23 protein-coding genes are annotated in these 21,039 nt (G+C 68.7%); 9 read left to right on the plus strand and 14 right to left on the minus strand.

Annotation, left to right across the window (positions count from 1 at the left end):
- The first annotated feature begins 34 nt into the window (after nucleotides 1–34).
- Nucleotides 35–943: a LysR family transcriptional regulator gene (locus AC07RV_RS05395; RefSeq protein WP_296786114.1), complete on the plus strand. Its 909-nt coding sequence runs from the start codon at nucleotides 35–37 to the stop codon at nucleotides 941–943.
- A 34-nt stretch (nucleotides 944–977) separates the two neighbouring features.
- Here AC07RV_RS05395 and AC07RV_RS05400 read toward each other — a convergent pair whose 3' ends face one another.
- The 4 genes from AC07RV_RS05400 to AC07RV_RS05415 form a co-directional block, all read right to left on the minus strand.
- Nucleotides 978–2,675: a tannase/feruloyl esterase family alpha/beta hydrolase gene (locus AC07RV_RS05400; protein ID WP_296786117.1), complete on the minus strand. Its 1,698-nt coding sequence runs from the start codon at nucleotides 2,673–2,675 to the stop codon at nucleotides 978–980.
- 209 nt (nucleotides 2,676–2,884) lie between these two features.
- Nucleotides 2,885–3,301 (minus strand): YybH family protein, encoded by a 417-nt coding sequence (locus AC07RV_RS05405; protein ID WP_296786119.1) that lies wholly within the window; start codon nucleotides 3,299–3,301, stop codon nucleotides 2,885–2,887.
- A gap of 11 nt (nucleotides 3,302–3,312) precedes the next feature.
- Entirely contained in the window at nucleotides 3,313–3,732 is a 420-nt protein-coding gene (locus AC07RV_RS05410) for a RidA family protein (RefSeq protein ID WP_296786121.1), read from the minus strand.
- Between the two features lie 67 nt (nucleotides 3,733–3,799).
- Nucleotides 3,800–4,846 (minus strand): 4-hydroxyphenylpyruvate dioxygenase family protein, encoded by a 1,047-nt coding sequence (locus AC07RV_RS05415; RefSeq protein ID WP_296786123.1) that lies wholly within the window; start codon nucleotides 4,844–4,846, stop codon nucleotides 3,800–3,802.
- Nucleotides 4,847–5,071: 225 nt separating this feature from the next.
- On the opposite strand from AC07RV_RS05415, the gene AC07RV_RS05420 reads away from it, so the two are divergent.
- The 5 genes from AC07RV_RS05420 (at nucleotide 5,072) to AC07RV_RS05440 (ending at nucleotide 8,668) form a co-directional block, all read left to right on the plus strand.
- On the plus strand, nucleotides 5,072–5,548 hold the full coding sequence (locus AC07RV_RS05420; RefSeq protein WP_296786126.1) for an Lrp/AsnC family transcriptional regulator: 477 nt from the start codon (nucleotides 5,072–5,074) through the stop codon (nucleotides 5,546–5,548).
- 96 nt (nucleotides 5,549–5,644) lie between these two features.
- Nucleotides 5,645–6,631, plus strand: coding sequence for a Bug family tripartite tricarboxylate transporter substrate binding protein (locus tag AC07RV_RS05425; RefSeq protein WP_296786129.1), 987 nt, complete (start codon nucleotides 5,645–5,647; stop codon nucleotides 6,629–6,631).
- A gap of 18 nt (nucleotides 6,632–6,649) precedes the next feature.
- Entirely contained in the window at nucleotides 6,650–7,054 is a 405-nt protein-coding gene (locus AC07RV_RS05430) for a RidA family protein (RefSeq protein ID WP_296786132.1), read from the plus strand.
- A 33-nt stretch (nucleotides 7,055–7,087) separates the two neighbouring features.
- Nucleotides 7,088–7,810 (plus strand): Crp/Fnr family transcriptional regulator, encoded by a 723-nt coding sequence (locus tag AC07RV_RS05435; RefSeq protein ID WP_444813675.1) that lies wholly within the window; start codon nucleotides 7,088–7,090, stop codon nucleotides 7,808–7,810.
- Between the two features lie 165 nt (nucleotides 7,811–7,975).
- On the plus strand, nucleotides 7,976–8,668 hold the full coding sequence (locus tag AC07RV_RS05440) for a Crp/Fnr family transcriptional regulator (RefSeq protein ID WP_296786140.1): 693 nt from the start codon (nucleotides 7,976–7,978) through the stop codon (nucleotides 8,666–8,668).
- On the opposite strand, the gene AC07RV_RS05445 is transcribed toward AC07RV_RS05440, so the two are convergent.
- From AC07RV_RS05445 to AC07RV_RS05465, 5 genes are read right to left on the minus strand one after another with little or no spacing between them, the layout of a single operon-like run.
- A complete protein-coding gene (locus AC07RV_RS05445; RefSeq protein ID WP_444852450.1) occupies nucleotides 8,665–9,981 on the minus strand; it encodes an amidase family protein in 1,317 nt (438 codons plus the stop codon). The genes AC07RV_RS05440 and AC07RV_RS05445 overlap by 4 nt on opposite strands.
- 46 nt (nucleotides 9,982–10,027) lie before the next feature.
- Nucleotides 10,028–10,786 (minus strand): ABC transporter ATP-binding protein, encoded by a 759-nt coding sequence (locus AC07RV_RS05450; protein WP_296786146.1) that lies wholly within the window; start codon nucleotides 10,784–10,786, stop codon nucleotides 10,028–10,030.
- Nucleotides 10,783–12,585, minus strand: coding sequence for a branched-chain amino acid ABC transporter ATP-binding protein/permease (locus tag AC07RV_RS05455; RefSeq protein ID WP_296786149.1), 1,803 nt, complete (start codon nucleotides 12,583–12,585; stop codon nucleotides 10,783–10,785). The genes AC07RV_RS05450 and AC07RV_RS05455 overlap by 4 nt, the downstream gene beginning before the upstream one ends.
- Nucleotides 12,575–13,603, minus strand: coding sequence for a branched-chain amino acid ABC transporter permease (locus AC07RV_RS05460; protein ID WP_296786152.1), 1,029 nt, complete (start codon nucleotides 13,601–13,603; stop codon nucleotides 12,575–12,577). Before AC07RV_RS05460 ends, AC07RV_RS05455 begins: the two co-directional genes overlap by 11 nt.
- A gap of 14 nt (nucleotides 13,604–13,617) precedes the next feature.
- A complete protein-coding gene (locus AC07RV_RS05465; protein WP_296786155.1) occupies nucleotides 13,618–14,715 on the minus strand; it encodes an ABC transporter substrate-binding protein in 1,098 nt (365 codons plus the stop codon).
- Here AC07RV_RS05465 and AC07RV_RS05470 point away from each other — a divergent pair.
- From AC07RV_RS05470 to AC07RV_RS05480, 3 genes are read left to right on the plus strand one after another with little or no spacing between them, the layout of a single operon-like run.
- Entirely contained in the window at nucleotides 14,699–15,013 is a 315-nt protein-coding gene (locus tag AC07RV_RS05470) for a hypothetical protein (RefSeq protein ID WP_296786158.1), read from the plus strand. The two genes, AC07RV_RS05465 and AC07RV_RS05470, sit on opposite strands and share 17 nt — an antisense overlap.
- Nucleotides 15,014–15,047: 34 nt before the next feature.
- Entirely contained in the window at nucleotides 15,048–15,548 is a 501-nt protein-coding gene (locus AC07RV_RS05475; protein WP_444813674.1) for a flavin reductase family protein, read from the plus strand.
- Between the two features lie 36 nt (nucleotides 15,549–15,584).
- Nucleotides 15,585–16,790: an acyl-CoA dehydrogenase family protein gene (locus AC07RV_RS05480; RefSeq protein WP_296786163.1), complete on the plus strand. Its 1,206-nt coding sequence runs from the start codon at nucleotides 15,585–15,587 to the stop codon at nucleotides 16,788–16,790.
- Between the two features lie 2 nt (nucleotides 16,791–16,792).
- On the opposite strand, the gene AC07RV_RS05485 is transcribed toward AC07RV_RS05480, so the two are convergent.
- The 5 genes from AC07RV_RS05485 to AC07RV_RS05505 all read right to left on the minus strand — a co-directional run bounded on the left by AC07RV_RS05485 (nucleotide 16,793) and on the right by AC07RV_RS05505 (nucleotide 20,820).
- Nucleotides 16,793–17,587: an ABC transporter ATP-binding protein gene (locus AC07RV_RS05485; protein ID WP_296786166.1), complete on the minus strand. Its 795-nt coding sequence runs from the start codon at nucleotides 17,585–17,587 to the stop codon at nucleotides 16,793–16,795.
- Nucleotides 17,581–18,501 (minus strand): ABC transporter permease, encoded by a 921-nt coding sequence (locus tag AC07RV_RS05490; RefSeq protein WP_296786168.1) that lies wholly within the window; start codon nucleotides 18,499–18,501, stop codon nucleotides 17,581–17,583. Before AC07RV_RS05490 ends, AC07RV_RS05485 begins: the two co-directional genes overlap by 7 nt.
- Before the next feature lie 18 nt (nucleotides 18,502–18,519).
- Complete coding sequence (locus AC07RV_RS05495; protein ID WP_296786171.1) at nucleotides 18,520–19,491, minus strand: ABC transporter substrate-binding protein; 972 nt, start codon at nucleotides 19,489–19,491, stop codon at nucleotides 18,520–18,522.
- Between the two features lie 212 nt (nucleotides 19,492–19,703).
- Complete coding sequence (locus AC07RV_RS05500; RefSeq protein ID WP_296786174.1) at nucleotides 19,704–20,390, minus strand: Crp/Fnr family transcriptional regulator; 687 nt, start codon at nucleotides 20,388–20,390, stop codon at nucleotides 19,704–19,706.
- 19 nt (nucleotides 20,391–20,409) lie between these two features.
- Nucleotides 20,410–20,820 carry a RidA family protein gene (locus AC07RV_RS05505; RefSeq protein ID WP_296786178.1) on the minus strand — a complete coding sequence of 137 codons (411 nt, stop codon included), beginning with the start codon at nucleotides 20,818–20,820 and terminating at the stop codon, nucleotides 20,410–20,412.
- Nucleotides 20,821–21,039 lie beyond the last annotated feature (219 nt).

The raw sequence follows: 21,039 nt of genomic DNA on the forward strand, positions 1-21,039 counted from the left end.
GCGTTGCCATTGCGGCAACGCTGCCCCGCGCACCATGAAACCTCGACGCCCCCTGCTCGATCACCTGAACCTCGCCACCCTGAAGCTCGTCGCGGCGATCGAGCACGAAGGCAGCCTGTCACGCGCGGCCGCCACCCTGCACATCGTGCCCTCGGCCGCGAGCCGCCGCATCACGCAGCTCGAGAACGCGATGGGCGTCGAACTGCTGCATCGCACGGCGCGCGGCGCCGGCCTGACCGCGGCGGGCCTGTCGATCGCACGCTATGCGCGCGCGATGATGGAGGACGTCGACACCCTCGATGCCGAGCTGCAGAACCTGCAGGCCGGCGTGTCGGGTCGCATCCAGCTGGTCGCCTCGATCTCGGCCATCGTGCAGCACCTGCCGCAGGACCTCGCGCTGTTCCTGCAGCAGCACCCGGGCATCAAGATCGAGCTGGCCGAACACACGAGCGCGGAGATCGTCGAGCTGCTGCTGCAACGCAAGGCCGACGTCGGCGTGTTCGTGGCGGAGGGCGACATCCCCGGCCTCAAGCTGCAGCCCTACCGCACCGAGCGGCTGGTCGTGATCCTGCCCGTGCACCACCGGCTCGCGAAGCGCAAGCGCCTGCGCTTCGAGCAACTGCTGAAGGAGGAGTGGGTGGAACTGCCACCGGGCACCGCGCTCGCGAGCCGCGTGGGCAGGGAGGCGCTCGCGCACGGCGTGCGGCTGCGCACGCGCATCCAGGTCAAGGGCATGGATTCGGCCAGCCGCATGGTGCAGTGCGGCCTCGGCATCGGGCTGCTGCCCCAGGCCAGCCTGGAGCAGCAGGCGAAGTTTCCGAACCTGGCTTTCGTGCCGCTCGATGAGCCCTGGGCGCACCGGGTCAGCTACCTGGCCGTTCCCGCGCTGGCCGAGCCCTCACCGGCGAGCCGGATGCTGTTGCAGGCGTTGATGGGACTCTGAACGGCCCGGCGCCGCGTCGCCATGGCGCGGGCCATCACGGCGTGCAGGTGAAGCTCGCGGCCGAATTGATGTCGCCGCTGCCGTTGTAGCGCGGATACCTCGGGGACTCGCAAACCGGCATCGTCCGGGCCGTGGCGCCGACCCGGAAGTTGTAGGTCAGCTGCTCGGGCGCCTTGCCGCCCTCCACCCAGTCGATGATGGCGGCGAGCCAGTCGACCTCGTTCAGGTTGCCGCCCGCGCCGTGGCTCGAGGCGGGCACGATGAACAGGCGCGCGTTGCTGCGCGGGTCGGCCAGGCCGAGCGCCCTGGCCGTGCTGGACATGGTCGCGAAGTTGCGCATGTGATCGTTGGCCGACAGCAGCGGATCCCCCGCGTCGTGCCAGGACAGCAGCTTGCGGCCCGACGCCACGTAGGCCGCGATGGCGTTCCGGTCGTGGTCGGCGCCCGCGCGCTGGAGGCCGCTGCTGAAGACGTAGTAGTCGCGGTTGAGGTCGAAGCTCGCGAGGTTGGGTGCCGGCGCCGTGCCCGGCGGAGGCGCGCCGAACCACAGCGGGTCGTTCGTGGCCAGGAACGCGAAGCCGCCGCCCAGGCCGCCATAGCTCGTGACGCCCAGCGCCGGCACGCCGGGAATGGCGGACACCGGTGCGAAGTTGGTCCAGTTGTACTTGCTGTAGGCCGTGGCACCGCCGGCCAGCGTCAGGTTGCCGAGCAGGCCCGCGAGCGTGGGCACCTGCGCGGCCGACAGGCACAGCGCGGGATCGGCATTCGCGCCCGGCTGGCCGCATTGCAGCGACGCCGCGGGCAGGGCGCATGCGCCGGGGTTGGCGAGGTAGCCGTCGGCCGCGCCGTCGCCGGCGTCGCAGGCCGTCACGGCGGCCGCGTAGGCCGCGGCGTACTGGGCCGGGCTGATCTCGGCCGGCGTGGCCGCCTTCGCGGCCGTGTTCATCAGGCCGGTGACCGCGCCGCCCATGTCCATGGTCTCGCAGCCGGCGACGATGCCATCGAACTCGTCGGGCCAGCGCTGCGCGGCGATGTAGGCGTTGCGGCCCCCGTTGGAGCAGCCGTTGAAATAGCTGTGGCTCGGCGTCTTGCCGAAGAAGGCTTTCGCGACCGCCTTGCCGAAGCGCAGCGTGGTGCCGCCCGCGGCGTAGGCATAGTCGGCTGCCGACTGGCGCGCGTCGTCGGTCCCGCCGATCCACACGCCCGGCGCGGCCTGCGCGGGAACATTGGCCCGGTTGCCCCCGTTGGAGGCCGCGTACACCGCGCCCTTGAGAGCGAGCACGGGGCTGACCGCGGTCACCGCGCCGCCCGGATCGGTCGTCACCACCGAGGCGATGCGGCCGTCGAAGCCACCGCCGCCCTGCTGCCAGTAGCGTCCGGTCCAGTTGTCGGGCACGTCGATCTCGATGTCCAGGAAGGGTGCACGCGTGCCCAGCACCTGGCAGAAGCCCGCGGGGTAGAGCGGCGCCTTGGCCTCGAAGCGCACCGTGCCCGTGACCGTCACGCCTTCGATGACCTGGCCCTTGAGCGCGTTGCAGCTGCTCTTGAGCTGTTCGACGCTGGGGCCCGCCGGTGGCGGCGCGGGCGGCGCCGGCGCGGGTGCGGGCGCCGGAATCGGAAGGAAGCCGCCGCCTCCGCCGCCACCCCCTCCACAGCCTTGCAAAGCCAGGCCAGCGGCCAGCAGAGGGCCCGTCGACAGCAGGGCACGGGGCAGACACTTTTCGTCGCGCATGGTTTTCTCCAGTGTTTGAGGGGTGCGCCGGACAACCGACGGCGCTCGTTCGACGAGCTCGTCATCGAACGAACGATCGGTTTTTCTATCGACCGACCGGACGGTCGGTTCAGGAGCAGCACGAGACTAACGCAGCCGCGCGAGCGCAGGCAAGCGGCAAGGCGTCGGGACTAACCCCTAAGTTCGCCCGCCGCGGCTTCGCGGCTTTCTCACGCCGTCGGCGCGTCCCGCACGGCGGGACCGTTGTCGTTGTCCATGTCGACCACCGCCTTCCAGCGTCCGTCGATGCGCTTCCAGACCACGACGTACTTTCCCTCGAAGCTGACGGAAAGCCCCTCCTTCTTCATCGCGATCCGATAGCGGCCGATGTCGTAGGCCATGTCGCCCGCATCGCAGAGATGGAGGGTGGGCACATAGCTCGCGACGAAGTCCTCGCGCTGCAGATAGCCGGCCCAGACCTCCCTCAAGGCCTGCTTGCCCGAGAAGGCCGGCTTGCCGGGCGGCATGTAGGTCGCGTCGTCCGCGTAGATGTCGAGGATGGCCTCGAGGTCGCGCTCGCGGATCGATTGCATCCAGTGCTGATAGCGCGCCAGGATGGCGGCGACGGCGGTGTTCTCCTGCGGCATGAGCGCGTCCTCTAGCGTGGCCGGGCGGCCGCGACCGCCTTGATCTCGATCAGCAGATTGGGGCGTGCCAACGACGCCACGCCCAGGATGGTCCAGGCCGGGAAGTCGCGCACGATGTAGCGCTCCTTGATCTCGCGGAAGGCCGTGAGTTGCTCATCGATGCGCACGTGATAGGACACCAGTTCGACCAGGTCCTCGAAGCCCAGCCCTTCATGCGCGAGGATCGCACCGAGGCGCTTGAAGGCCAGGTCGATCTGTTCCTCGGCGCGCTCCGGCACGCTGCCGTCGGCATGGATGCCGACCTGGCCGGCAATGAAGACCAGCCCGCCGGCCTTCACGGCCGGCACGTACTGGAACAGGTCGAAGACCTTGTTGCTGCCGAAGGTGGGATCGTTGTCGGGAAGACGCAGGCGCTGGATGTGACTGGACATGGTGGGAGGGTGATGGAAGGTGGATTGAAGAAGATGGCGCGGCGAGCCACGCCGGGAATTCCTGCGTTCAGCGCGCTTCGACCTCGATGGTGCCGCGCTGGACCTGGTCGGTTTCCTGGCTCTCGAACAGCGCCTTGAAGTTTCCTTCGCCGAAGCCGTCTTCCCCGCGGCGCTCGATGATCTCGAAGAACACCGGGCCGATCTGGCGGCGCGTGAAGCGCTGCAGCAGGATGCGGTCGCCGCCCTTGCCGTCGACCAGGATGCCGCGCGCCTTCATGGCTTCGAGGTCCAGCCCATGGCCGGGCACCCGCGCGTCGACGCCGCGGTAGTAGACCTCGTGCGGTGCCTCCATGAACTCGACGCTGCCCTGCTGCAGGAAGTCGATGGTCTGCTCGATGTCCGAGGACAGCAGCGCGATGTGCTGGATGCCCTCGCCGTTGTAGTCGCGGATGAACTCGTCGTTCTGGTTCAGGGTGCCGGGCTGGTCGTGCGCGGCGGCGGCGATGGGAATGGAGACCTTGCCGCAAGGGCTGACCATGGAGCGCGCCCGCATGCCGGTCTTCTTGCCCTTGACGTCCAGGTACTGCTTCTGCGTGAACGCGAAGGTGTTCTTGTAGAAGTCCGCCCACAGATCGAGATGCTCGGGCCGCACGATGTTGGAGGTGTGGTCGATCGCGACGATCGAGGCATCGTGCGCCGGAATGCCCGGCGTCGGGGCACAGGGACTGGAGAACTCGCCATACACATCGCGATCGACGAAGTACACCAGGCTGTCGCCGATGCCCACGATGGCCGGGCTTTCGACGACATAGGTTCCGAAGGCCTCCGGGCTGGCCTCGCGCGCGCCGCCTTCCAGGGCGCGCGCCACGGCGTTGCGCGCGTTGTCGACGTTGATGCCGATCGCGCGCACCGAGGCACCGTGCACGTCGAGGAAAGGATTCGGCGCGGGATTGACGATCACGGTCGCCTCGCCCTGCCGCATCAGGACCGCGCCGGTGCGTTCGGATCGGCCCAGGGGCTTGAAGCCGAGCCGCTCGAAGAGGGGAACGAGGTCCTCGGTCTGCGGCGACACGAACTCGACGAATGCGAAGCCTGCGGTGGTTACTTGCGTCATGGCCATGGCTTGAAAAATGGAAGAGGTTGGCAAAGCCACGATTCTGTTTTTCGATGCCCCTGGCCTCGCCTTGATTTCCAAGGCGCGCGCGGGCGCCGGGATTTTTCTTTTCGACTTTGGCGCCCGGCCAGCTTTCATATGAAAGCGATGCGGGCCGGTCGCGGGCCTCACCATCGCTCTCCTTCTTTAAGATGGAAAGCAACGGCAGCCGAAGAGGAGTTTTTTGTGAGCCAACCCAAGCGAAACTTTCTCGACGCGATCGACCACAAGCTGGTCAAGCTGCTGCTCAAGGATGGCCGGGCCTCGTTCAAGACCCTGGCGGCGGAGGTCGGTCTCACCGCGCCCGCATGCGCGGAGCGCGTTCGCCGCCTGCGCGAGGAAGGCGTGATCAAGGGCTACCGCGCCGACGTCGACTGGAACCGCCTCGGCTTTCCCATCGACGCGCTGATCCGCATCGGCGCGGCCGCGGAACACGGCAAGGGCCTGATCAAGGCCTTCCGCGACACGCCCAACGTGATCGAAGTGCTGCGCGTCACCGGCTCCGACAGCTACGTGGTCCACATCCTGGCCCGGTCCAGCGAGGAGCTCGAAACGGTGATCGACAAGATCGGAAGCTTCGGCACCGTCAACACCTCGCTCGTGCTCTCCGCGCCGCTGCCGGCCGCCGAACGTTTGGCCGATGTGCTGGGCTGGGTTGATTAGCTGTTAACAAGTAGACAGCCAGCCGCGGCCGATCTGCCGACACTGCCCGCCAGGCGCTCTCCGCGACGGAGAGCCATCAAGACAAGGGCGATACCGATGCAGTTCCGTGTTCGATGCCTGTGGCCGCTGGCGGCCCTCGCGCTGGGGATTTCCTGTGCCTCGACCACCCTGGCGGCAGGTGCCGAGGTGCTGGCGCCGGGTGCGATCACGATGGTCGTTCCCTACACGCCGGGCGGCACCACCGACCTCCTGGCCCGCCGGGTGGCACAGGGCATGTCCGAGCGCTTGAAGCGTCCGGTCGTGGTGGAGAACCGCCCCGGCGCGGGCACGGCGATCGCGGCCAGCACCGTGGCCCGCGCACCGGCGGACGGCCGAACGCTGCTGGTCGCGAGCAATGCCACGCTCGCCATCAACCAGCACCTGGGCATCAAGCTGGGCTACGCCCCCGAGGACTCGTTCGACTGCGTTTCGCTGCTGGCCACGGTCCCGAATGTCGTCGTCACCCGTCCCGATGCGCGCTGGCGCAGCCTGGCGGACGTGGTCGCGTCGTCAAAGGCGGGCCAGCCCGCCAGCTACGGTTCGATGGGCACCGGGACCTCGACCCACATCGCGATGGAAGTGCTCGCACAGACCACGGGCGCGCCCTTGACCCATGTGCCCTACAAGGGCAGCGCGCCCGCGCTGGTCGACCTGATGGGCGGACATGTCGACGTGGTGGTCGACACGCTGGTGGCCACCCTGCCGCATCTGCGCGAAGGGAAGTTGCGCGCGCTCGCCGTGCTCAGCGCGCGCCGCGCCGACAGCGCGCCCGAGATTCCGACCGCGAAGGAATCATCGGGGCGCGACATCGACATCTATTCGTGGTTCGGCCTCGTGGTCCCCAAGGGCACACCGCCCGCCGTGATCGCGGCGCTGCATGACGCGGCGGCGGCGGCGGTCAACGCACCCGCGCTCCGGAAGGACCTGGGCCCGCTGGGCGTCGACCTCGTCGGATCGAGCCCGCGCGCCTTCGGCGATTTCGTGAAAGGCCAGCAGCGCATGTACAGCGAGATCATTTCCACCCACAAGCTGCAGTTGAACTGAGCCCCTGGAGTCCCTTCGATGTCCGATCCGATCCATTACCTGAATCCCCCCCTGCTGGCACGCCCGAACGGGTTCTCGCATCTCACGGAAGCGACCGTGGACCGCATGGTCTTCATCTCCGGGCAGGTCGCCTACGACCCGTCCGGCGCCATCGTCGGCGCAGGCGATCTCGCCGCGCAGACACGGCAGGTCTTCGTCAACCTGGGCCATGCGCTCGCGGCCGCGAACGCGGGCTTCGACAGCGTGGTCAAGCTCAACTTCTTCGTGCGCGACATCAGCGAAGCGGCCGTCGCGACGATCCGGCAGGTGCGCAAGGAGTTCCTGGTCGAGACGGCGCTGCCCGCCAGCACCATGGTCGGCGTCGCGGGCCTCGCCAAGGAAGCGCTGCTGCTCGAGGTCGAGGCCTACGCCTTGAAGGGCTGAAGCGCGCCGGTTCGGCGCGCGCCCGGCCCCGCTATGCTGGCGGGCAGAGGCATCGGTCCTCTGCCTATCCAAAGGGGTGCGATGGAAAGCTCGAGCGACATCGGCTGGACCCGCGCGCTCGCCGGCCTGGACGACAACGAAGTGCGGCGCATCGAGCGTTGTCTCGGCGTGCGCGAGGTGCCCGCGCGCACGCCGATCTTTCACCAGGGCGATCCCGCCGGCGAGTTGTTCATCGTCCGCAGCGGCCGCGTGCGCCTGATCCGGCGCATGGAGAGTGGCGAGGAATTCACCAGCGGCGTCTGGTCCGAGGGCTACCTGATCGGCCTCATCAGCGCGTTCCTCGGCGAACCGCGCTTCCTGGCCGCCGAGAGCCTGGAGCAGACATCGTTGCGGGTGCTTCGCAGCACCGAACTGCATGCCTGCATGCAGGCCGTTCCCCGCTTCGCGCTCAACATCGCCCATCTGCTGGCCCTGCTCGCAAGCGACAGCATCCGGCGCGCGGCGCCGCTGGCGCTCGAATCGGTGGAGGCCAAGCTCGGACGCGTGCTGGTGAAGCTGGCCGAGGCCGATCCTTCAGGCACGACCCATGTGGTGCGGGGCATCACACAGGACGAGCTGGGCAGCATGGTGGGCGCGAGCCGACCCTGGGTGAATCGCGCGCTCGCCGCGTTCGAGCGGCGCGGCCTGCTGCGGCGCGACAAGCAGCAGATCCTGCTCCTCGACATCGCGGCCTGCCGCCGGCTGTGGACGGACTGAGCACGCGTGTTCGCAGGCACTCAGGGAAACCGGCGTTTCTCTGGAACGGATATTGCACTACACACGCTCTGTCAGAGTCATTCGCGACAAGGTTCGCGCAACGCCGGTCCCGCATGGTGCGGCAACCCGCCCAGGGTGCGACGGACCGGCATGAAAAGGTGCCCCATGGAAGCCCGCAACGAAACCGCCACCGAAACCTGGCACATGGACGCGCAGGCCGCCAGCGTCTTCATGGCCGCCGAACACCTGGGCCGCCGGCGGCTGCTTGCCAAGGGCGCGGCCATCTATCGCCAGGGCGACGAGGGCTCGAGCTTCTACTTCGTCGTCAGGGGCCGGGTGCAGGTGGAGATCTTCCAGCAGCATGGCGCGGAATTCATCCTCGAGCTGATGGGACCGGGCTCGCTGATGGGCGAAGGCTCGGCGGTCGCGGGCCTGCGGCGCATGTCCAGCGCCACCACCCTCGAGCCCTGCGAACTGATCGAGTTCGACTACCCCGAGGTGAAGCGGGTCCTGGGCCGGCACCCCGAGTTCGCCGCCGCGCTGATGGAGGTGATCGCGGTCAAGCAATGGGTGCTGGGGATGCGCATCCAGTGCCTGGCCACGCCCAAGCCGGACCTGCGCGTGGTGGAACTGCTCGGTCGCCTCGCGAACCTGTACGGCGTCGAGGAGGCCGACGGCGTTCGTATCCGCACCCCGCTGACGCACGAGCTGGTGGCGGCCCTCACCGGCACGAGCCGGGTGACCGTCACCCGCACGATCATGAAGCTCAAGGCCGAAGGCGTGATCCGCAACGAAGGACGCCACTTCTGGGTGCTCGATCCGCTGCTCGCGCTGCGCGAGCAGCGCCGCGCCGCCTAGGTCTCTCCCGCGAGCCGGATCGGGCAGCGCCGCTCGAGCCAGGCCGCGACAGCCAGCACGTGGTCGTCGAAGCCCTTGGCGGCGACGAACTGCACCCCCATCGGCAGCGCGGCCCCGCGCGGCCACACCGGATACGACAGCGCCGGCATCTGGCTCAGGTTGAACGCCGGCGTGAACGGGTTCCAGGACATCCAGTCGCTGGACGGCGATCCCTCCGGCACATTGCGCCCGGCCTCGAAGGGAAGGATCGGCAGGGTGGGCAGCATCACCACGTCGACCGTGTCGAACGCGGCATGGATCTCGGCGGCGAGCAGATCGCGCTGCTGCTGCATGGCGACCAGCTCGTCCAGACCGACCTCTTCCACCGACCGGACGAAACGCACGAGTTCGGGGTCGAGCTGATCTTGCAGCTCCTCGGGAACGGCGCGCACGGCCGCGCGGCATCCGAGCGTGTAGAAGAACGCCCCCACCTGCGAGGCACGCCGGACGTCGAAGTCCATGGTCCGGATTTCGAAGCCGTCCTCGCTCAGCAGCGCGAGCGTTTCCTGCATGCCCTGCCGCACGACCGGATCGCACGCGCGCTCCCATCGGTCCGGCGCGAGCAGTCCGATCCGCAGCTTGCGCGCGGACGGGACCTGGTCGAACGACAGCGCTCTCAAGCCGATCGACGACCAGTCGCCGGCATGAGGACCGCCGACGACCCGCATCACCTCGGCCAGTTCGCCGACGCTGGCGGCGATCGGCCCCGTGTGCGTGACGTTGAAGAACGCGCTCGGCAGCGGCACCTGCGGAATGCGGCCGAAGCTCGGCTTGAGCGCGACCGTGCCCGTGAAGGCCGCGGGTATGCGCACCGAACCGCCCGCATCGCTGCCCAGCGAGACACGCACGACGCCCGCCGCGACGGCCGCGGCGCAACCGCCGCTGCTGCCGCCGGGCGTGAGCCTGGCATCCCATGGATTGCGGGTCAGGCCGTAGCCGGGGCTGTCGGTCACGCCTTTCCAGTTGAATTCCGGCGCGCGCGTCTTGCCGAGAAGCACCACGCCGGCGTCGAGCAGCCGCTCGACGAACACCGCGCTGTGCGGCACGGGCTCGGCGGAAGTCACGCGCGAACCGCGGCGCGTGGGCCAGCCCTGGACCGCCGCGAACTCCTTGACCGTCAAGGGCATGCCGTCGAGCGCTCCGATCGGTGCCCCGCTTTTCCAGCGGCGCGCCGACGCCGCCGCCGCGGACAAGGCACGCCGAGGGTCGAGCCATGCGAAGGCATTGAGCTCGCCCTGGACCTGCTGCGCGTGCCGCAGCGCCGATTCGGCCACCTCGACCGGGGACCAGGCGCCGCTGCGGTAGCCCGCGCGCAGCGCCTCAAACGATCGACGATGCAGCATCCGCCGTCTCCCTTCCTGCCTTGCCCGCGCCGAGGTAGATCTCGGCGAGTTGCGGATCGTTGGCCAGCTCGCTGCCCGATCCCTCCTTCACGACCTTCCCGATCTCGATCAGATAGGCCCGGTCGGCCGCTCGCAGCGCGAGCCGCGCGTTCTGCTCCACCAGGACCACCGTGAGTCCCTCCTGGCGCTTGTGCTCGACGATCACGTCCATGATCTGCTGCACCACCAGCGGCGCCAGTCCGATCGAGGGCTCGTCGAGCAGCAGCACCTTGGGGCGCGCGATCAACGCGCGGCCGATCGCCACCATCTGCTGCTGTCCGCCCGAGAGCGTTCCGGCCAGCTGGGCCTTGCGCTCCTCGAGGATCGGAAAGAGGCGGTAGATGCGCCTGAGCTCGTCCTGGAAGCGCAGGGCGCGCCGGTTCGCATAGGTCCCGAGCTCCAGGTTGTCCTGCACGGTCATGGAGTTGAAGAGCGAGCGCTTCTCGGGCACGAGATACATGCCGCGGCGCACGCGCTCTTCCACCGGTGCGCGCCCCAGCGGCACACCGGCCAGCGAGATCTCTCCGGCCTCGGCCGTCAAGGCACCCATGACCGCCTTGAGCAAGGTGCTCTTGCCGGCGCCGTTGGCACCGATCAGGGAGACGAGATCGCCTTCCTTCACTTCGAAGGACACGCCGTTGACGGCACGGACCCGGCCATAGGAGACCGAGAGTTTCTGCACTTCGAGCATGCTCATGCGTCGGTCCCCAGATAGGCATCGATCACCTCGGGATTGCTCCGGATCTGCGCGGGCGTTCCCTGCGCGAGCAGCTTGCCGAAGTTCAGCACGAACAGGTAGTCGGCGCAGCCCATCACCAGTTCCATGTCGTGCTCGACGATCAGCACCGTCATCCCGTCCTCGTCGCGCAAGGACTGCAGCAGCCTGGCCAGGCGTTCCTTCTCGGGTGCGCGCAGTCCCGCCGCCGGCTCGTCGAGCAGCAGCAGCGCGGGCCGCGCCATGAGCGCACGCGCCACCTCGACCATGCGCTGGCTTCCCAGCGGCAGCTCGGACACCTTGACGCCGGCCAGCTCGAGCAGGCCCACGCGGCGCAGCGCGGCCAGCGCCTCGTCCATCAGCCGGGCTTCCTCGGCACGATCGCGGCCGAAGGCCGACGAGAGCAGCCCCGCGCGGCCGTTGACGTAGCCGCCGATCAGCACGTTGCGCAGCACGTCGAGGTCCTGCACCAGCTGCACGTGCTGGAAGGTGCGCGCGATGCCCTGGCGCACGACCTCCTGGCTGGTCGACGGCAAGGGCTTGCCGTTGAAGCTCACGCTGCCGCTGGTGGCCGGATACACCTGCGTCAGGACGTTGAAGAGCGTGGACTTGCCCGCCCCGTTGGGACCGATCAGTCCGGTGATGGCCGCGCCGGGAATGGCGACGCTCACATCGGCGAGCGCCGTCAGTCCCCCGAACTTCTTGGTCACGTTGTGCGCGACCAGCGACACGGGGGCCTGCATGCGCGAGGCCGGAACAGGGACGGCCACGGGCCTGGCGTCGTCGCGGGCTCCCGCCCCTCCCTCCCCGAGCCGGGCCCAGGACAGCAGTCCATGCGGCCACTTGAGCAGCATCACGATCAGCATGACACCGAACACCATGGTCTCGACCTGCCCGGGCAGGTTCAGGACATTCGCGATCAGCTTCTGGGCGGACAGTTCGATGACGGTGAAGAAGATGGCGCCGAGGATCGCGCCCATGGGACCCACCACGCCGCCCAGCACGGCCATGATGAGCAGGTTGATGGAGGCGCCCAGCGAGAAGGTCGACGGGCTCAGGAACTGCATGTAGCACGCATACAGCGCGCCCGCGAGGCCGCCCAGCGCCGCGGAGAGCACGAAGATGCGGGTCCGGGTGGCCGGCACGTCGACGCCGAACGCGCTGACCATGACGCCGTTGCTCTTGAGCGCGCGCGCCACGCGGCCGACGCGCCCGCGGTAGATGCGCCGGTAGCCGACGAGCAGCAAGGCCACGACGACCCAGATGAGCGTTGCGGTCGAACGCGTGTCGAAGACCCAGCCGAACACCGACAGCGGCTTGACGCCGGTGAGCCCCGAGGCGCCGCCGGTCAGCTCGATGGCGGCCACGAAGCACACGGAGATCGCCATGCCGTAGGCCAGCGTCGCCAGCGGCAGGTAGTGCCCCTTGAGCTGCAAGGTCAGCCTGGCCAGCACATAGCCGACCACCGCGCACAGCGCCGTGGCGCAGGGAATCGCCAGCAGCACCGGCACGCCCCAGCGCGCGGTCAGCAACGCGCTGCCGTAGGCGCCCAGTCCGAGGAAGGCGGCGTGCCCGAGCGAGATCTGGCCCGTGGCCATGAGGAAGCCCAGGCCCATCACGACGATCGCATTCACCCCCACCACCGCCACCAGGCCCACGTAGTAGGTCGATGCCGTCAGCAGCAGCGATGCGACCAGGACGGCGATGGCCCCCAGCATCAGGCGCTCGCGGTCGAGCCTTCGTGGCGGCGCGAGCCGCGCCGCCGCGTTGTCAGTGTTCATCGAGATCGGCTCCATGGCTGGCGTTGCGCCAGAGAAGAATGGGAAGCACCAGCGCGAACACCCAGGCATCCCGGAACGCGCTGCTGAAGTAGGCGGAGAACGACTCGAAGACCCCGACGACGAACACGCCCAGCAGCGAGAGCGGGTAGGCCACCAGCCCGCCCATCACCGCGCCGACGAAGCCCTTGAGGCCGACCACGAATCCCATCTCGTAGTGCGCCGTGACCAGCGGCGCGAGCAGCATGCCGCCCAGCGCCGACATGCCCGCGGCGATGAAGTAGCTCAACCGGCCGACGGTGCCCACGGGCACGCCGCAATAGAGCGCGCCTTCGCGATGGATCGATGCCGCGCGCAAGGCCTTTCCGTACAGCGACCAGCGGAAGAACGCGAACAGCGCGAGGGTCATCAGCAGCGCCGCGGCCAGGATGAAGATCGATTGCATGGCGAGATCGACGCCGCCCAGGCTCAGGCGCTGCGCGCTGATCGGCTCGACCGTGCGCGAGTCGGTGCCCCACAGCAGCAGGCCCAGCGGATGCAGGATCAGCGTGACCCCGACGCTGCAGGTCAGCAGCACGATCGGCGGATTGCCGGGGTCGGGCTCCACGGTCAGCTGGTAGATGATCGGCCCCATCGCCGCGACCAGCACGAGCGCGGCGATCATCTGCAGCGGCATCGACTGCGAATGGCTCGCCGCCAGGGTCAGCGCGGCCAGCGCGAGGCCGGCGGCTAGGTACCTGAGCAAGGGCGCGATGGGGCTGCGCTTGCAGACGATGGCCCGCCGGATGTCGAGGGCCATCGCCACTACGCCGACGCCGAGCACCAGATGGACCAGCGGCGTCAACGAGCCCGAGGCGAAGCTCGCGAACGACAAGGCACCGAAGGTCAGGTAGTCGCCCTGGGCCACGTTGACCACGCGCGTGGTGGTGTAGACCAGCACGAGCGACAGGGCCACCAGGGCATACACGGCCCCGTTCGTGAGGCCGTCCACGCCGAGGAAGACGGTGATCGAACTGTCCATTCGCTTCGCTCCGGTCACTCTTGGATGCGCTGGAACCGGCCGTCCTTCACCTGCACGAGGAACAGCGTGCGCTTGTCCAGCCCCACGTGGTCGGTCGGCGTGAAGTTGAAGATGCCGACGCTGCCTGCGTACTCCCGGGTCTGCTCCAGCTCGTCGCGCAGGTCCTTGCGGGTCTGTTCGAGGCTGCCCTTCTTGCCCGACGCGACGTAGCGGCGCACGGTATCGACCGCCAGGCCGATGGCGTCGTAGCCCTGCGTCGCGAAGATCTCGGCCTTGCCCGCGCCGTACTTGCCGTCGTAGGCCTTGACGAACTCTCCGATCGAGCGGCTCAGCGGATTCCCCGGCTCCAGCTCCTTGTAGACGGTGATCGGCGTGGCCCCCACGATGGCGCCTTCGACCGCGCTCTTGCCGATGGTGACGAACGCGGTCGTCGGGGCGCCCGCGCCGTGATAGATCGGGCCTCGAAAGCCGACGCGCTTCAGGGCTTCATGCACGAGCGCCGCGGAAGGCGGGATCGCATGGATGTAGACGGCGTCGGGCTTCGACTGCGCGATCTTGAGCGCCTGCGGCGTGAAGTTGGTGTCGCCGCGCGCGAAGCGCTCGGACGCGACGATCCGGACGCCCTTCTTTTCCGCCAGGGCCTTGAGTTCGATCCATCCGCCTTCGCCGTAGGAGTCCTCCAGCCCGAGGAAGGCCACGCTCTTCACGCCCTGGCGGCGCATGTAGTCGAGGGTGTGGTCGATCATGAGGCGATCGGTGACGGGCGTCTTGAAGGTGTAGCGCTTCTCGGCCGGCGGCTCCACCACGCTGGCCGAGGCGGCCATGGAGATGGTGGGCGTCTGGCCCTCCTCGGAGACCTTGGCGACGGCGAGCGAGGACGGCGTGGTGGTGCAGCAGACCACCATCGCGGCGCCGTCTTCCTGGATCAGCTTGCGCACCAGGTTGACGGACTTGGTGGGGTCCGACGCGTCGTCGTACTGGATGAACTCGAGCTTGAAGGGCAGCTTGCGCGCGGCCATCTGCTCGCGATAGAGATCGATCGCCTGGTTGGCCGGTGCCGCGATCGTCGATGCGGCACCCGTCGCCGCCGTGACGATGCCGATCCTGAGCACGGGAAGCTCCTGGGCATGGACACCCATCGCCGCCGCCAGGGCAAGAACGCCGGCAATCAGCCTCGTGATTTTCATGATGACTCCGCAAGAAAAAGAAGTGGGGGACGCGCGGCAGGATGGTCCGATGCCCGCGCCGGAAATTCTGTGGGCGCACCCTCGTTCGTCGCTGTATCGCGCGATACATCGCAGCGTCGAATGCGATGCGAAGTCGCAGCCGATCCGCAACCGTTCTTGGCGAATGAAGATTTCGCCGCTTCGTGTATCGGCGGATACACGCGCGGCCGGAGCGTCTGCCTAGAGTTCTCCCATGTCCCCAGTCCCAGGAGAGAACGATGCTCGACATGGCCGATAGCCGCAGATTCCGCTCGCTGATGAGCCGCTTCGTGACGGGCGTGACCGTCATCGGCGTCGCGCACTCGCAGCAGCCCGGCGAGGTGGTCGCGATGACGGCCAGTTCCGTCACCTCGGTCAGCCTCAGTCCCCTGCTGTTGCTGTTCTGCGTGCGCAACGAGAGCCGGCTGCTGCCGCACCTGCAGGCCACCGGCGGCTTCTCCGTCAATGTGCTGGGCGCGCACCAGGACGATATCTCGCGCTACTACGGCGGGCAGACCGGCCAGGGCGCGCGCGGCGCGTGGCTGCGCGACGCCGGATCCGTACCGGCACTCGCCGGCGCCAACGCGAGCTTCCTGTGCCGCAGCCGGCACCTGCAGGCTTTCGGCGATCACCACGTGGTGATCGGCGAGGTCGTCGACATGGTCTCGGCCGATCCGCCGGCCCCCGCGCTGATCTACGCCTGCGGCAAATACATGGGCGTGGAGCTCGCCCATTCCTGAATCCCGCCTTTCCCAAGAATCAACGGAGCCAATCCCATGCTGCCAATCGCCACGCCACCCGCCATCCCCTCGACCGACGAACTCGTCGAACGGGCGCACGCCATGATCCCGCATCTTCGAGCCGTCGGACCGGGCCATGACGCGGCCCGGCGCATCTCGGACGACGTGGCCCGGCGCCTGCGCGATGCCGGCTTCTTCCGCATCTGCCAGCCGGTGGAGAACGGCGGCTATGGCATGCGTCCCTCCACGCTGTGGCGCGTGTCGCGGGAGATCGCGCGCGGTGACAGCGCCACCGCCTGGATCCTCTCGCTCGCGGGGCTCCATCCCTGGATGGCCGGCATGTTCCCGCCCGAGGCCCAGGACGAGGTCTTCGCCGGCGGCCAGGACGCCGTCGTGATCGCGCTCACAGGCAACGTCGGACGTGGCGTGCAGGCGCGGCTGGAGGACGGCCACTACGTGCTCGACGGCAAGTGGACCTATGCCTCGGGCATCGACGTGGCCGATTGGGCCGCGACGCTGGTGGAGGTGCCCACCGCCGAAGGCGGCACGGAACTGCGGCTCTTGCTCGTGCCCCGGGCGAGCTTTCGCATCGACCACGACAGCTGGAACGTCTTCGGTATGAAGGGCACGGGCAGCAAGGACGTCTACCTGAGCGGCGAACGCGTGCCGCCGCACCGCTCGATCCGGTGGTCCGACGTGCAGTGCAACCAGGTGCCGGGCCTGGCGCGCAACAAGGGGCCGATCTACCGGATTCCCCACACCAGCCTGTTCGTGATGTCGGTCGCCGCGGCGGCCACCGCGGTGGCGACCGGCCTGCTCGACATCTATCTCGAGACGATCCGCCAGCGCACGCCGGTGGGCCTGAACGCGCCCCAGGTCGAGGACCGTTTCTCCCTGGCCGAACTGGGCAAGGCCGGCGCGAAGATCGAGGGGGCCTTCCACCTGCTGCTGCGCAACGTCGACGAGATGTGGGACCAGGCCGTTGCCGGCCAGCCCTTCACCGTGGCCCAGCGCACGCGCTACCGCATGGATGGCGCGCTCATCTGCGACATGGCGATGGAAGGCGCCGACGCCCTGATCCGCAACCTGGGCGGCGGCCTGATGCCGCTGGGGCCGCTGGAGCGCTACTTCCGCGACCTGCACGCCATGGCTTCGCATTTCCTGATGCAGTCGGCACCCTCGGCCGAGCTTCATGGCCGCGCGCTGCTCGGGATGCCGATGCCGGCCAATGCCCGCATCTAGGGTCAGCCCAGCAGCAGCGCGTCGTCGGCGATGGCTTCGCCGCGGGTGTGCTCGAACAGGCGCAGCAGGTCCGGCACGTCCATGCCCGCGCGCTCGGTGCCGCTGACGTCCAGCACCACGCGTCCTTCGTGAAGCATGACGGTGCGCGTGCCGTAGCTCAGTGCATGGCGCATGCTGTGCGTGACCATCAGGGTGGTCAGGGCGCCGTCTTCCACGATCTTGCGCGTGAGGTCGAGCACGAAGGCGGCGGTTTTCGGGTCCAGCGCGGCGGTGTGCTCGTCGAGCAGCAGCAGGCGCGAGGGCCTGAGCGAAGCCATGAGCAGGCTGACCGCCTGCCGCTGGCCGCCCGAGAGCAGGCCCATGCGGTCCTGCAGCCGGTTCTCGAGTCCCAGGCCCAGGATGCGGAGCCGGTCGCGGAAGCGTTCGCGCAAATTCCGGTCCAGCGCCCAGCGGATGCCGCGCCGCTCGCCGCGGCGCCAGGCCAGCGCCAGGTTTTCCTCGATGGTCAAGGCTTCGCAGGTGCCGGCCATCGGATCCTGGAAGACGCGCGACACCAGCGCGCTGCGTTGCCATGCGCCCATGCGCGTGACGTCGATGTCGTCCAGGGCGATGCTGCCGCTGTCGACGAGCAGGTCTCCGCTCAGCGCATTGAGCATCGTGGACTTGCCGGCGCCGTTCGAGCCGATGACGGTCACGAATTCACCGCGGGGGATCGTCAGGTCGAGCCCGCGCAATGCGCGGTTCTCCATCGGGGTGCCCGCGTTGAAGGTCAGCCGCAGATTCGTGGCCTTCAGCATGAAGCGACCTCCTTGCGCGCCGCCGACGCCTTGCGCTGCCGCTGCAACCATCGCCTCGATGCCGGCATCATGAGCGCGACCGTCACCAGCAGCGCCGTCACCAGGTTGAGGTCCTGCGCCTGCAGGCCGATGAAGTCGCTGTTGAGTCCCAGCGCGATGAGCAGGCGATAGAGGACGGCGCCGACGATGCAGCCCCAGGTCGCGATCGCCATGCTCCGGCCCGGCAGGATGGTCTCGCCGATGATCACCGCGGCCAGGCCGATCACGATGGTGCCGATCCCCATCGACACGTCCGCGCCGCCCTGGGATTGGGCGAAGAGGCCGCCCGCGAGCGCGACGATGCCATTGGACAGCGCCAGCGCGACCAGCGAGAGGCGGTCGGTGGAGATGCCCATCGCGCGTGCCATGCGGGGATTGCAGCCCGTTGCGCGCATCGCCAACCCCGCCTCGGACGCGAAGTAGCCATCAAGGCCGAACTTGACCAGCAGCGTGATGGCCAGCAGCACCACCGGCGTGACCCACGGTGCGGGCAGCCCCCCGAGATGCACCAGGCCGAAGACCGTCGGCGAATCGAGCAGCGGCTGGTTGGGCTTGCCCATCACGCGCAGGTTGATCGAATAGAGCGCGATCATCACGAGGATGCCCGCGAGCAGCTGCATGATCTTGAGCTTCACATGCAGCCAGCCCGTCGTGAGCCCGGCCAGCGCCCCCGCCGCGAAGGCGGCCGCCGTCGCGGCCAGCGGATGCCATCCGGCCACCAGCAGGGTGGCGGCCACGGCGCCGCCGAGCGGAAAGCTTCCGTCCACCGTCAGGTCCGGAAAGTTGATGACCCGGAACGAGATGAACACACCCAGCGCCACGAGCGCGAAGATCAGGCCCATCTCCAGCGAGCCGAGCAAGGCAATCAGCGTCACGAGCAGCTCTCCCGGCGTTCAGTCCACGACCTTGGTGGCCGCCTTCAGAAAGGCCTCGGGCACCGTCCAGCCCTGGCGCTGCGCGGCCCCCTTGCCGATGTGCGTCTCCAGCGTCGTGCTGAGCTGCGAGGGGATCGAGCCGGGCGCCTCGCCCTTGAGGATGCGCACCACCAGCTTGCCGGTCTGGCGGCCGAGGTCGTAGTAGTTGGTGCCGATGCCGATGGCGGCACCGCGCGTCGCGACGGACGGATCGGCGGACACGAGCGGAATCCGGCCCTGGTCCGCGACCTTGGCGAGGCTCTCGAAGGCCGAGGTCACGTTGTTGTCGGTCGGTTCGTAGAACACGTCCACCTTGCCGACCAGGCTCTGCGCGGCGCTCGCGACGTCGACCGTGCGCGGCGCGGCCGCCTCCACCACCGTCAGGCCCGCGGGTTGCGCGAGCTTCTTGAGTTCGGCGATGGCGGCCACGGAGTTGGCCTCGCCGGGGCTGTAGACCACGCCGATGCGCCTGGCGGCCGGCATGGCCTGGCGCAGCGCGGCCAGGTGCTTGTCGATTGACGGCAGGTCCGACACCCCCGTCACGTTGCCGCCCGTGGCCTGCCAGGACTTCACCAGCTTCGCGGCCACCGGGTCGGTCACCGCGCTGAAGACGATCGGAATCTCGCGCGTCGCCGCGAGCATGGTCTGGGCCGATGGCGTGGAGACCGCGACGATGACATCGGGCCGGTCGCCGGCGAACTTCCGGGCGATCTGCGCGGCGGTGGCGACATTGCCCTGGGCACTTTGATACTCGAGCCGAAGGTTCTTGCCGACGACGTAGCCGGCGTCCTGGAGCTCGTCCGCCACGCCCTTGCGCGCCGCGTCGAGCGCGGGATGATCGACGATGGCGGTCACGGCGACGCGCACGTCGGCCGCGAGCGCCGTCGTGGCGATGGCGCCTGAAAGAGTGAGGCCGAGCATGGCGGCCCGGACGAGGACGGTCTTGTTCATGGGGTGTCTCCTGGGTTGGCGGCGGGGCATCCGGCGCACGCGCCAGGTCGGCGGTCGCGCTCCGTTTCCACCTGAAAATTGTCGGTATCGCCGGCGATGGAAAGGCTTGCGTTTCCAAAGCGGAACGGGTGTGCGGAGACTTTCTTCGTGCCCGGCCGGTGCGCCGGCTTTGGTTTCGAAGGCGGCCCATGCCGGACCCGGCCGCGCCCTTGCTAGCGCCTCGCCGCGACCTGCATCAGCCGCTTCATGTCGGGCACGAGCACCCGGTTGTCCTCGACGGCAATGTCGCCCTGCTCGCGCAGGCGCTTGAGCGCGCGCGTCACCGTGACGCGCGTGGTGCCGGTCAATGCCGCGATCTGCTGGTGCGTGAGGGAGACGCCGATGGCAGTCGCGCCCTGCTCTGCCAGGCCGTACTGCTCCGCCAGCCGATGCAGCAGCTCGGCGATGCGCGCCTGCGGCTTGAGCGACGCCAGGTAGTTGGCGCGCACGGCGATGATGCGCTGCTTGCGCGATGCGATGCGCAGCAGGGCCACGGCGATCTCGGGATGCGTCGCGAAAGCCGCGGCGGTTTGGTCCGCGCGAAAGGCGATCACCTCGACCTCGTCGAGCGCGAAGGCCGAGGTGAAGCTGGGCTTGCCGTCGAACGCCGCCGCCTCGCCGCAGACGGCCCGATGTCCCATCGTCTCGAGCGTGAACTCGCTGCCGTCCTCGCGCATGGACGAGACCAGCACATGCCCGCGCAGGACGAGATAGAAGCTCGGGTCGACCTCGCCCTGGCTGTAGAGGAAGTCACCCTGGCGGTAGACCCGCCGCCGCCCGAGGTGCATCGCCCTCAGCAAGGGCTCGACGACCTCGTCGTCGGGATGCCAGGTCTCGATGCGGCGCGGCTTCCGGGTCACGGGACGAATGCCCGAAGGCTCATCTTGCCGCGGCGACGGCCTTGATCTCGATCAGCAGGTTGGGCCGCGCCAGCGACGCCACGCCCAGGATGGTCCAGGCCGGGAAGTCGCGCACGATGTAGCGCTCCTTGATCTCGCGGAACGCCGTCAGCTGCTCGTCGATGCGCACGTGATAGGACACCAGCTCGACCAGGTCCTCGAAGCCCAGCCCTTCATGCGCGAGGATGGCACCGAGGCGCTTGAACGCGAGCTCGATCTGTTCCTCGGCGCGCTCCGGCACGCTGCCGTCGGCATGAATGCCGACCTGGCCGGCGATGAAGACCAGTCCGCCGGCCTTCACGGCAGGCGCGTACTGAAACAGGTCGAAGACCTTGTTGCCGCCGAAGGTCGGATCGTTGTCGGGCAGGCGCAGGCGTTGCACTTCACTCATGGGGACATCCTTGATGCAATGGACGAGGCGATGGCCTCGAAGGGGGCGTCCGAGGATTCTGTCCTCGACCGATCCACGGGCGCTGTATACGGCGATACAAGCCAACGAGGATCGCCTTTCGCGCCGGTTCCCGGGCCGCCGGCGCGTGTCATCCCTGACAGGATTTGCATGCCATGCAACAACAGCCATCGGCGACCGATGGGACCGCATGGCTCGTCC

It is taken from the genome of Variovorax sp. GW821-FHT09B01 (assembly GCF_059418345.1).

Excerpts from the sequence above, each read along its gene's own strand:
- AC07RV_RS05405 (WP_296786119.1), bottom strand. The coding sequence starts at position 3,301 with ATGCCGCAGGAGAACACCGCCGTCGCCGCCATCCTGGCGCGCTATCAG.
- AC07RV_RS05475 (WP_444813674.1), top strand. The coding sequence starts at position 15,048 with ATGCTCGACATGGCCGATAGCCGCAGATTCCGCTCGCTGATGAGCCGC.
- AC07RV_RS05460 (WP_296786152.1), bottom strand. The coding sequence starts at position 13,603 with ATGGACAGTTCGATCACCGTCTTCCTCGGCGTGGACGGCCTCACGAAC.
- AC07RV_RS05435 (WP_444813675.1), top strand. The coding sequence starts at position 7,088 with ATGCTGGCGGGCAGAGGCATCGGTCCTCTGCCTATCCAAAGGGGTGCG.
- AC07RV_RS05480 (WP_296786163.1), top strand. The coding sequence starts at position 15,585 with ATGCTGCCAATCGCCACGCCACCCGCCATCCCCTCGACCGACGAACTC.
- AC07RV_RS05495 (WP_296786171.1), bottom strand. The coding sequence starts at position 19,491 with ATGAACAAGACCGTCCTCGTCCGGGCCGCCATGCTCGGCCTCACTCTT.
- AC07RV_RS05440 (WP_296786140.1), top strand. The coding sequence starts at position 7,976 with ATGGAAGCCCGCAACGAAACCGCCACCGAAACCTGGCACATGGACGCG.
- AC07RV_RS05400 (WP_296786117.1), bottom strand. The coding sequence starts at position 2,675 with ATGCGCGACGAAAAGTGTCTGCCCCGTGCCCTGCTGTCGACGGGCCCT.
- AC07RV_RS05450 (WP_296786146.1), bottom strand. The coding sequence starts at position 10,786 with ATGAGCATGCTCGAAGTGCAGAAACTCTCGGTCTCCTATGGCCGGGTC.
- AC07RV_RS05425 (WP_296786129.1), top strand. The coding sequence starts at position 5,645 with ATGCAGTTCCGTGTTCGATGCCTGTGGCCGCTGGCGGCCCTCGCGCTG.
- AC07RV_RS05415 (WP_296786123.1), bottom strand. The coding sequence starts at position 4,846 with ATGACGCAAGTAACCACCGCAGGCTTCGCATTCGTCGAGTTCGTGTCG.
- AC07RV_RS05505 (WP_296786178.1), bottom strand. The coding sequence starts at position 20,820 with ATGAGTGAAGTGCAACGCCTGCGCCTGCCCGACAACGATCCGACCTTC.
- AC07RV_RS05455 (WP_296786149.1), bottom strand. The coding sequence starts at position 12,585 with ATGAACACTGACAACGCGGCGGCGCGGCTCGCGCCGCCACGAAGGCTC.
- AC07RV_RS05485 (WP_296786166.1), bottom strand. The coding sequence starts at position 17,587 with ATGCTGAAGGCCACGAATCTGCGGCTGACCTTCAACGCGGGCACCCCG.
- AC07RV_RS05430 (WP_296786132.1), top strand. The coding sequence starts at position 6,650 with ATGTCCGATCCGATCCATTACCTGAATCCCCCCCTGCTGGCACGCCCG.
- AC07RV_RS05395 (WP_296786114.1), top strand. The coding sequence starts at position 35 with ATGAAACCTCGACGCCCCCTGCTCGATCACCTGAACCTCGCCACCCTG.
- AC07RV_RS05410 (WP_296786121.1), bottom strand. The coding sequence starts at position 3,732 with ATGTCCAGTCACATCCAGCGCCTGCGTCTTCCCGACAACGATCCCACC.
- AC07RV_RS05470 (WP_296786158.1), top strand. The coding sequence starts at position 14,699 with ATGCCGATCCTGAGCACGGGAAGCTCCTGGGCATGGACACCCATCGCC.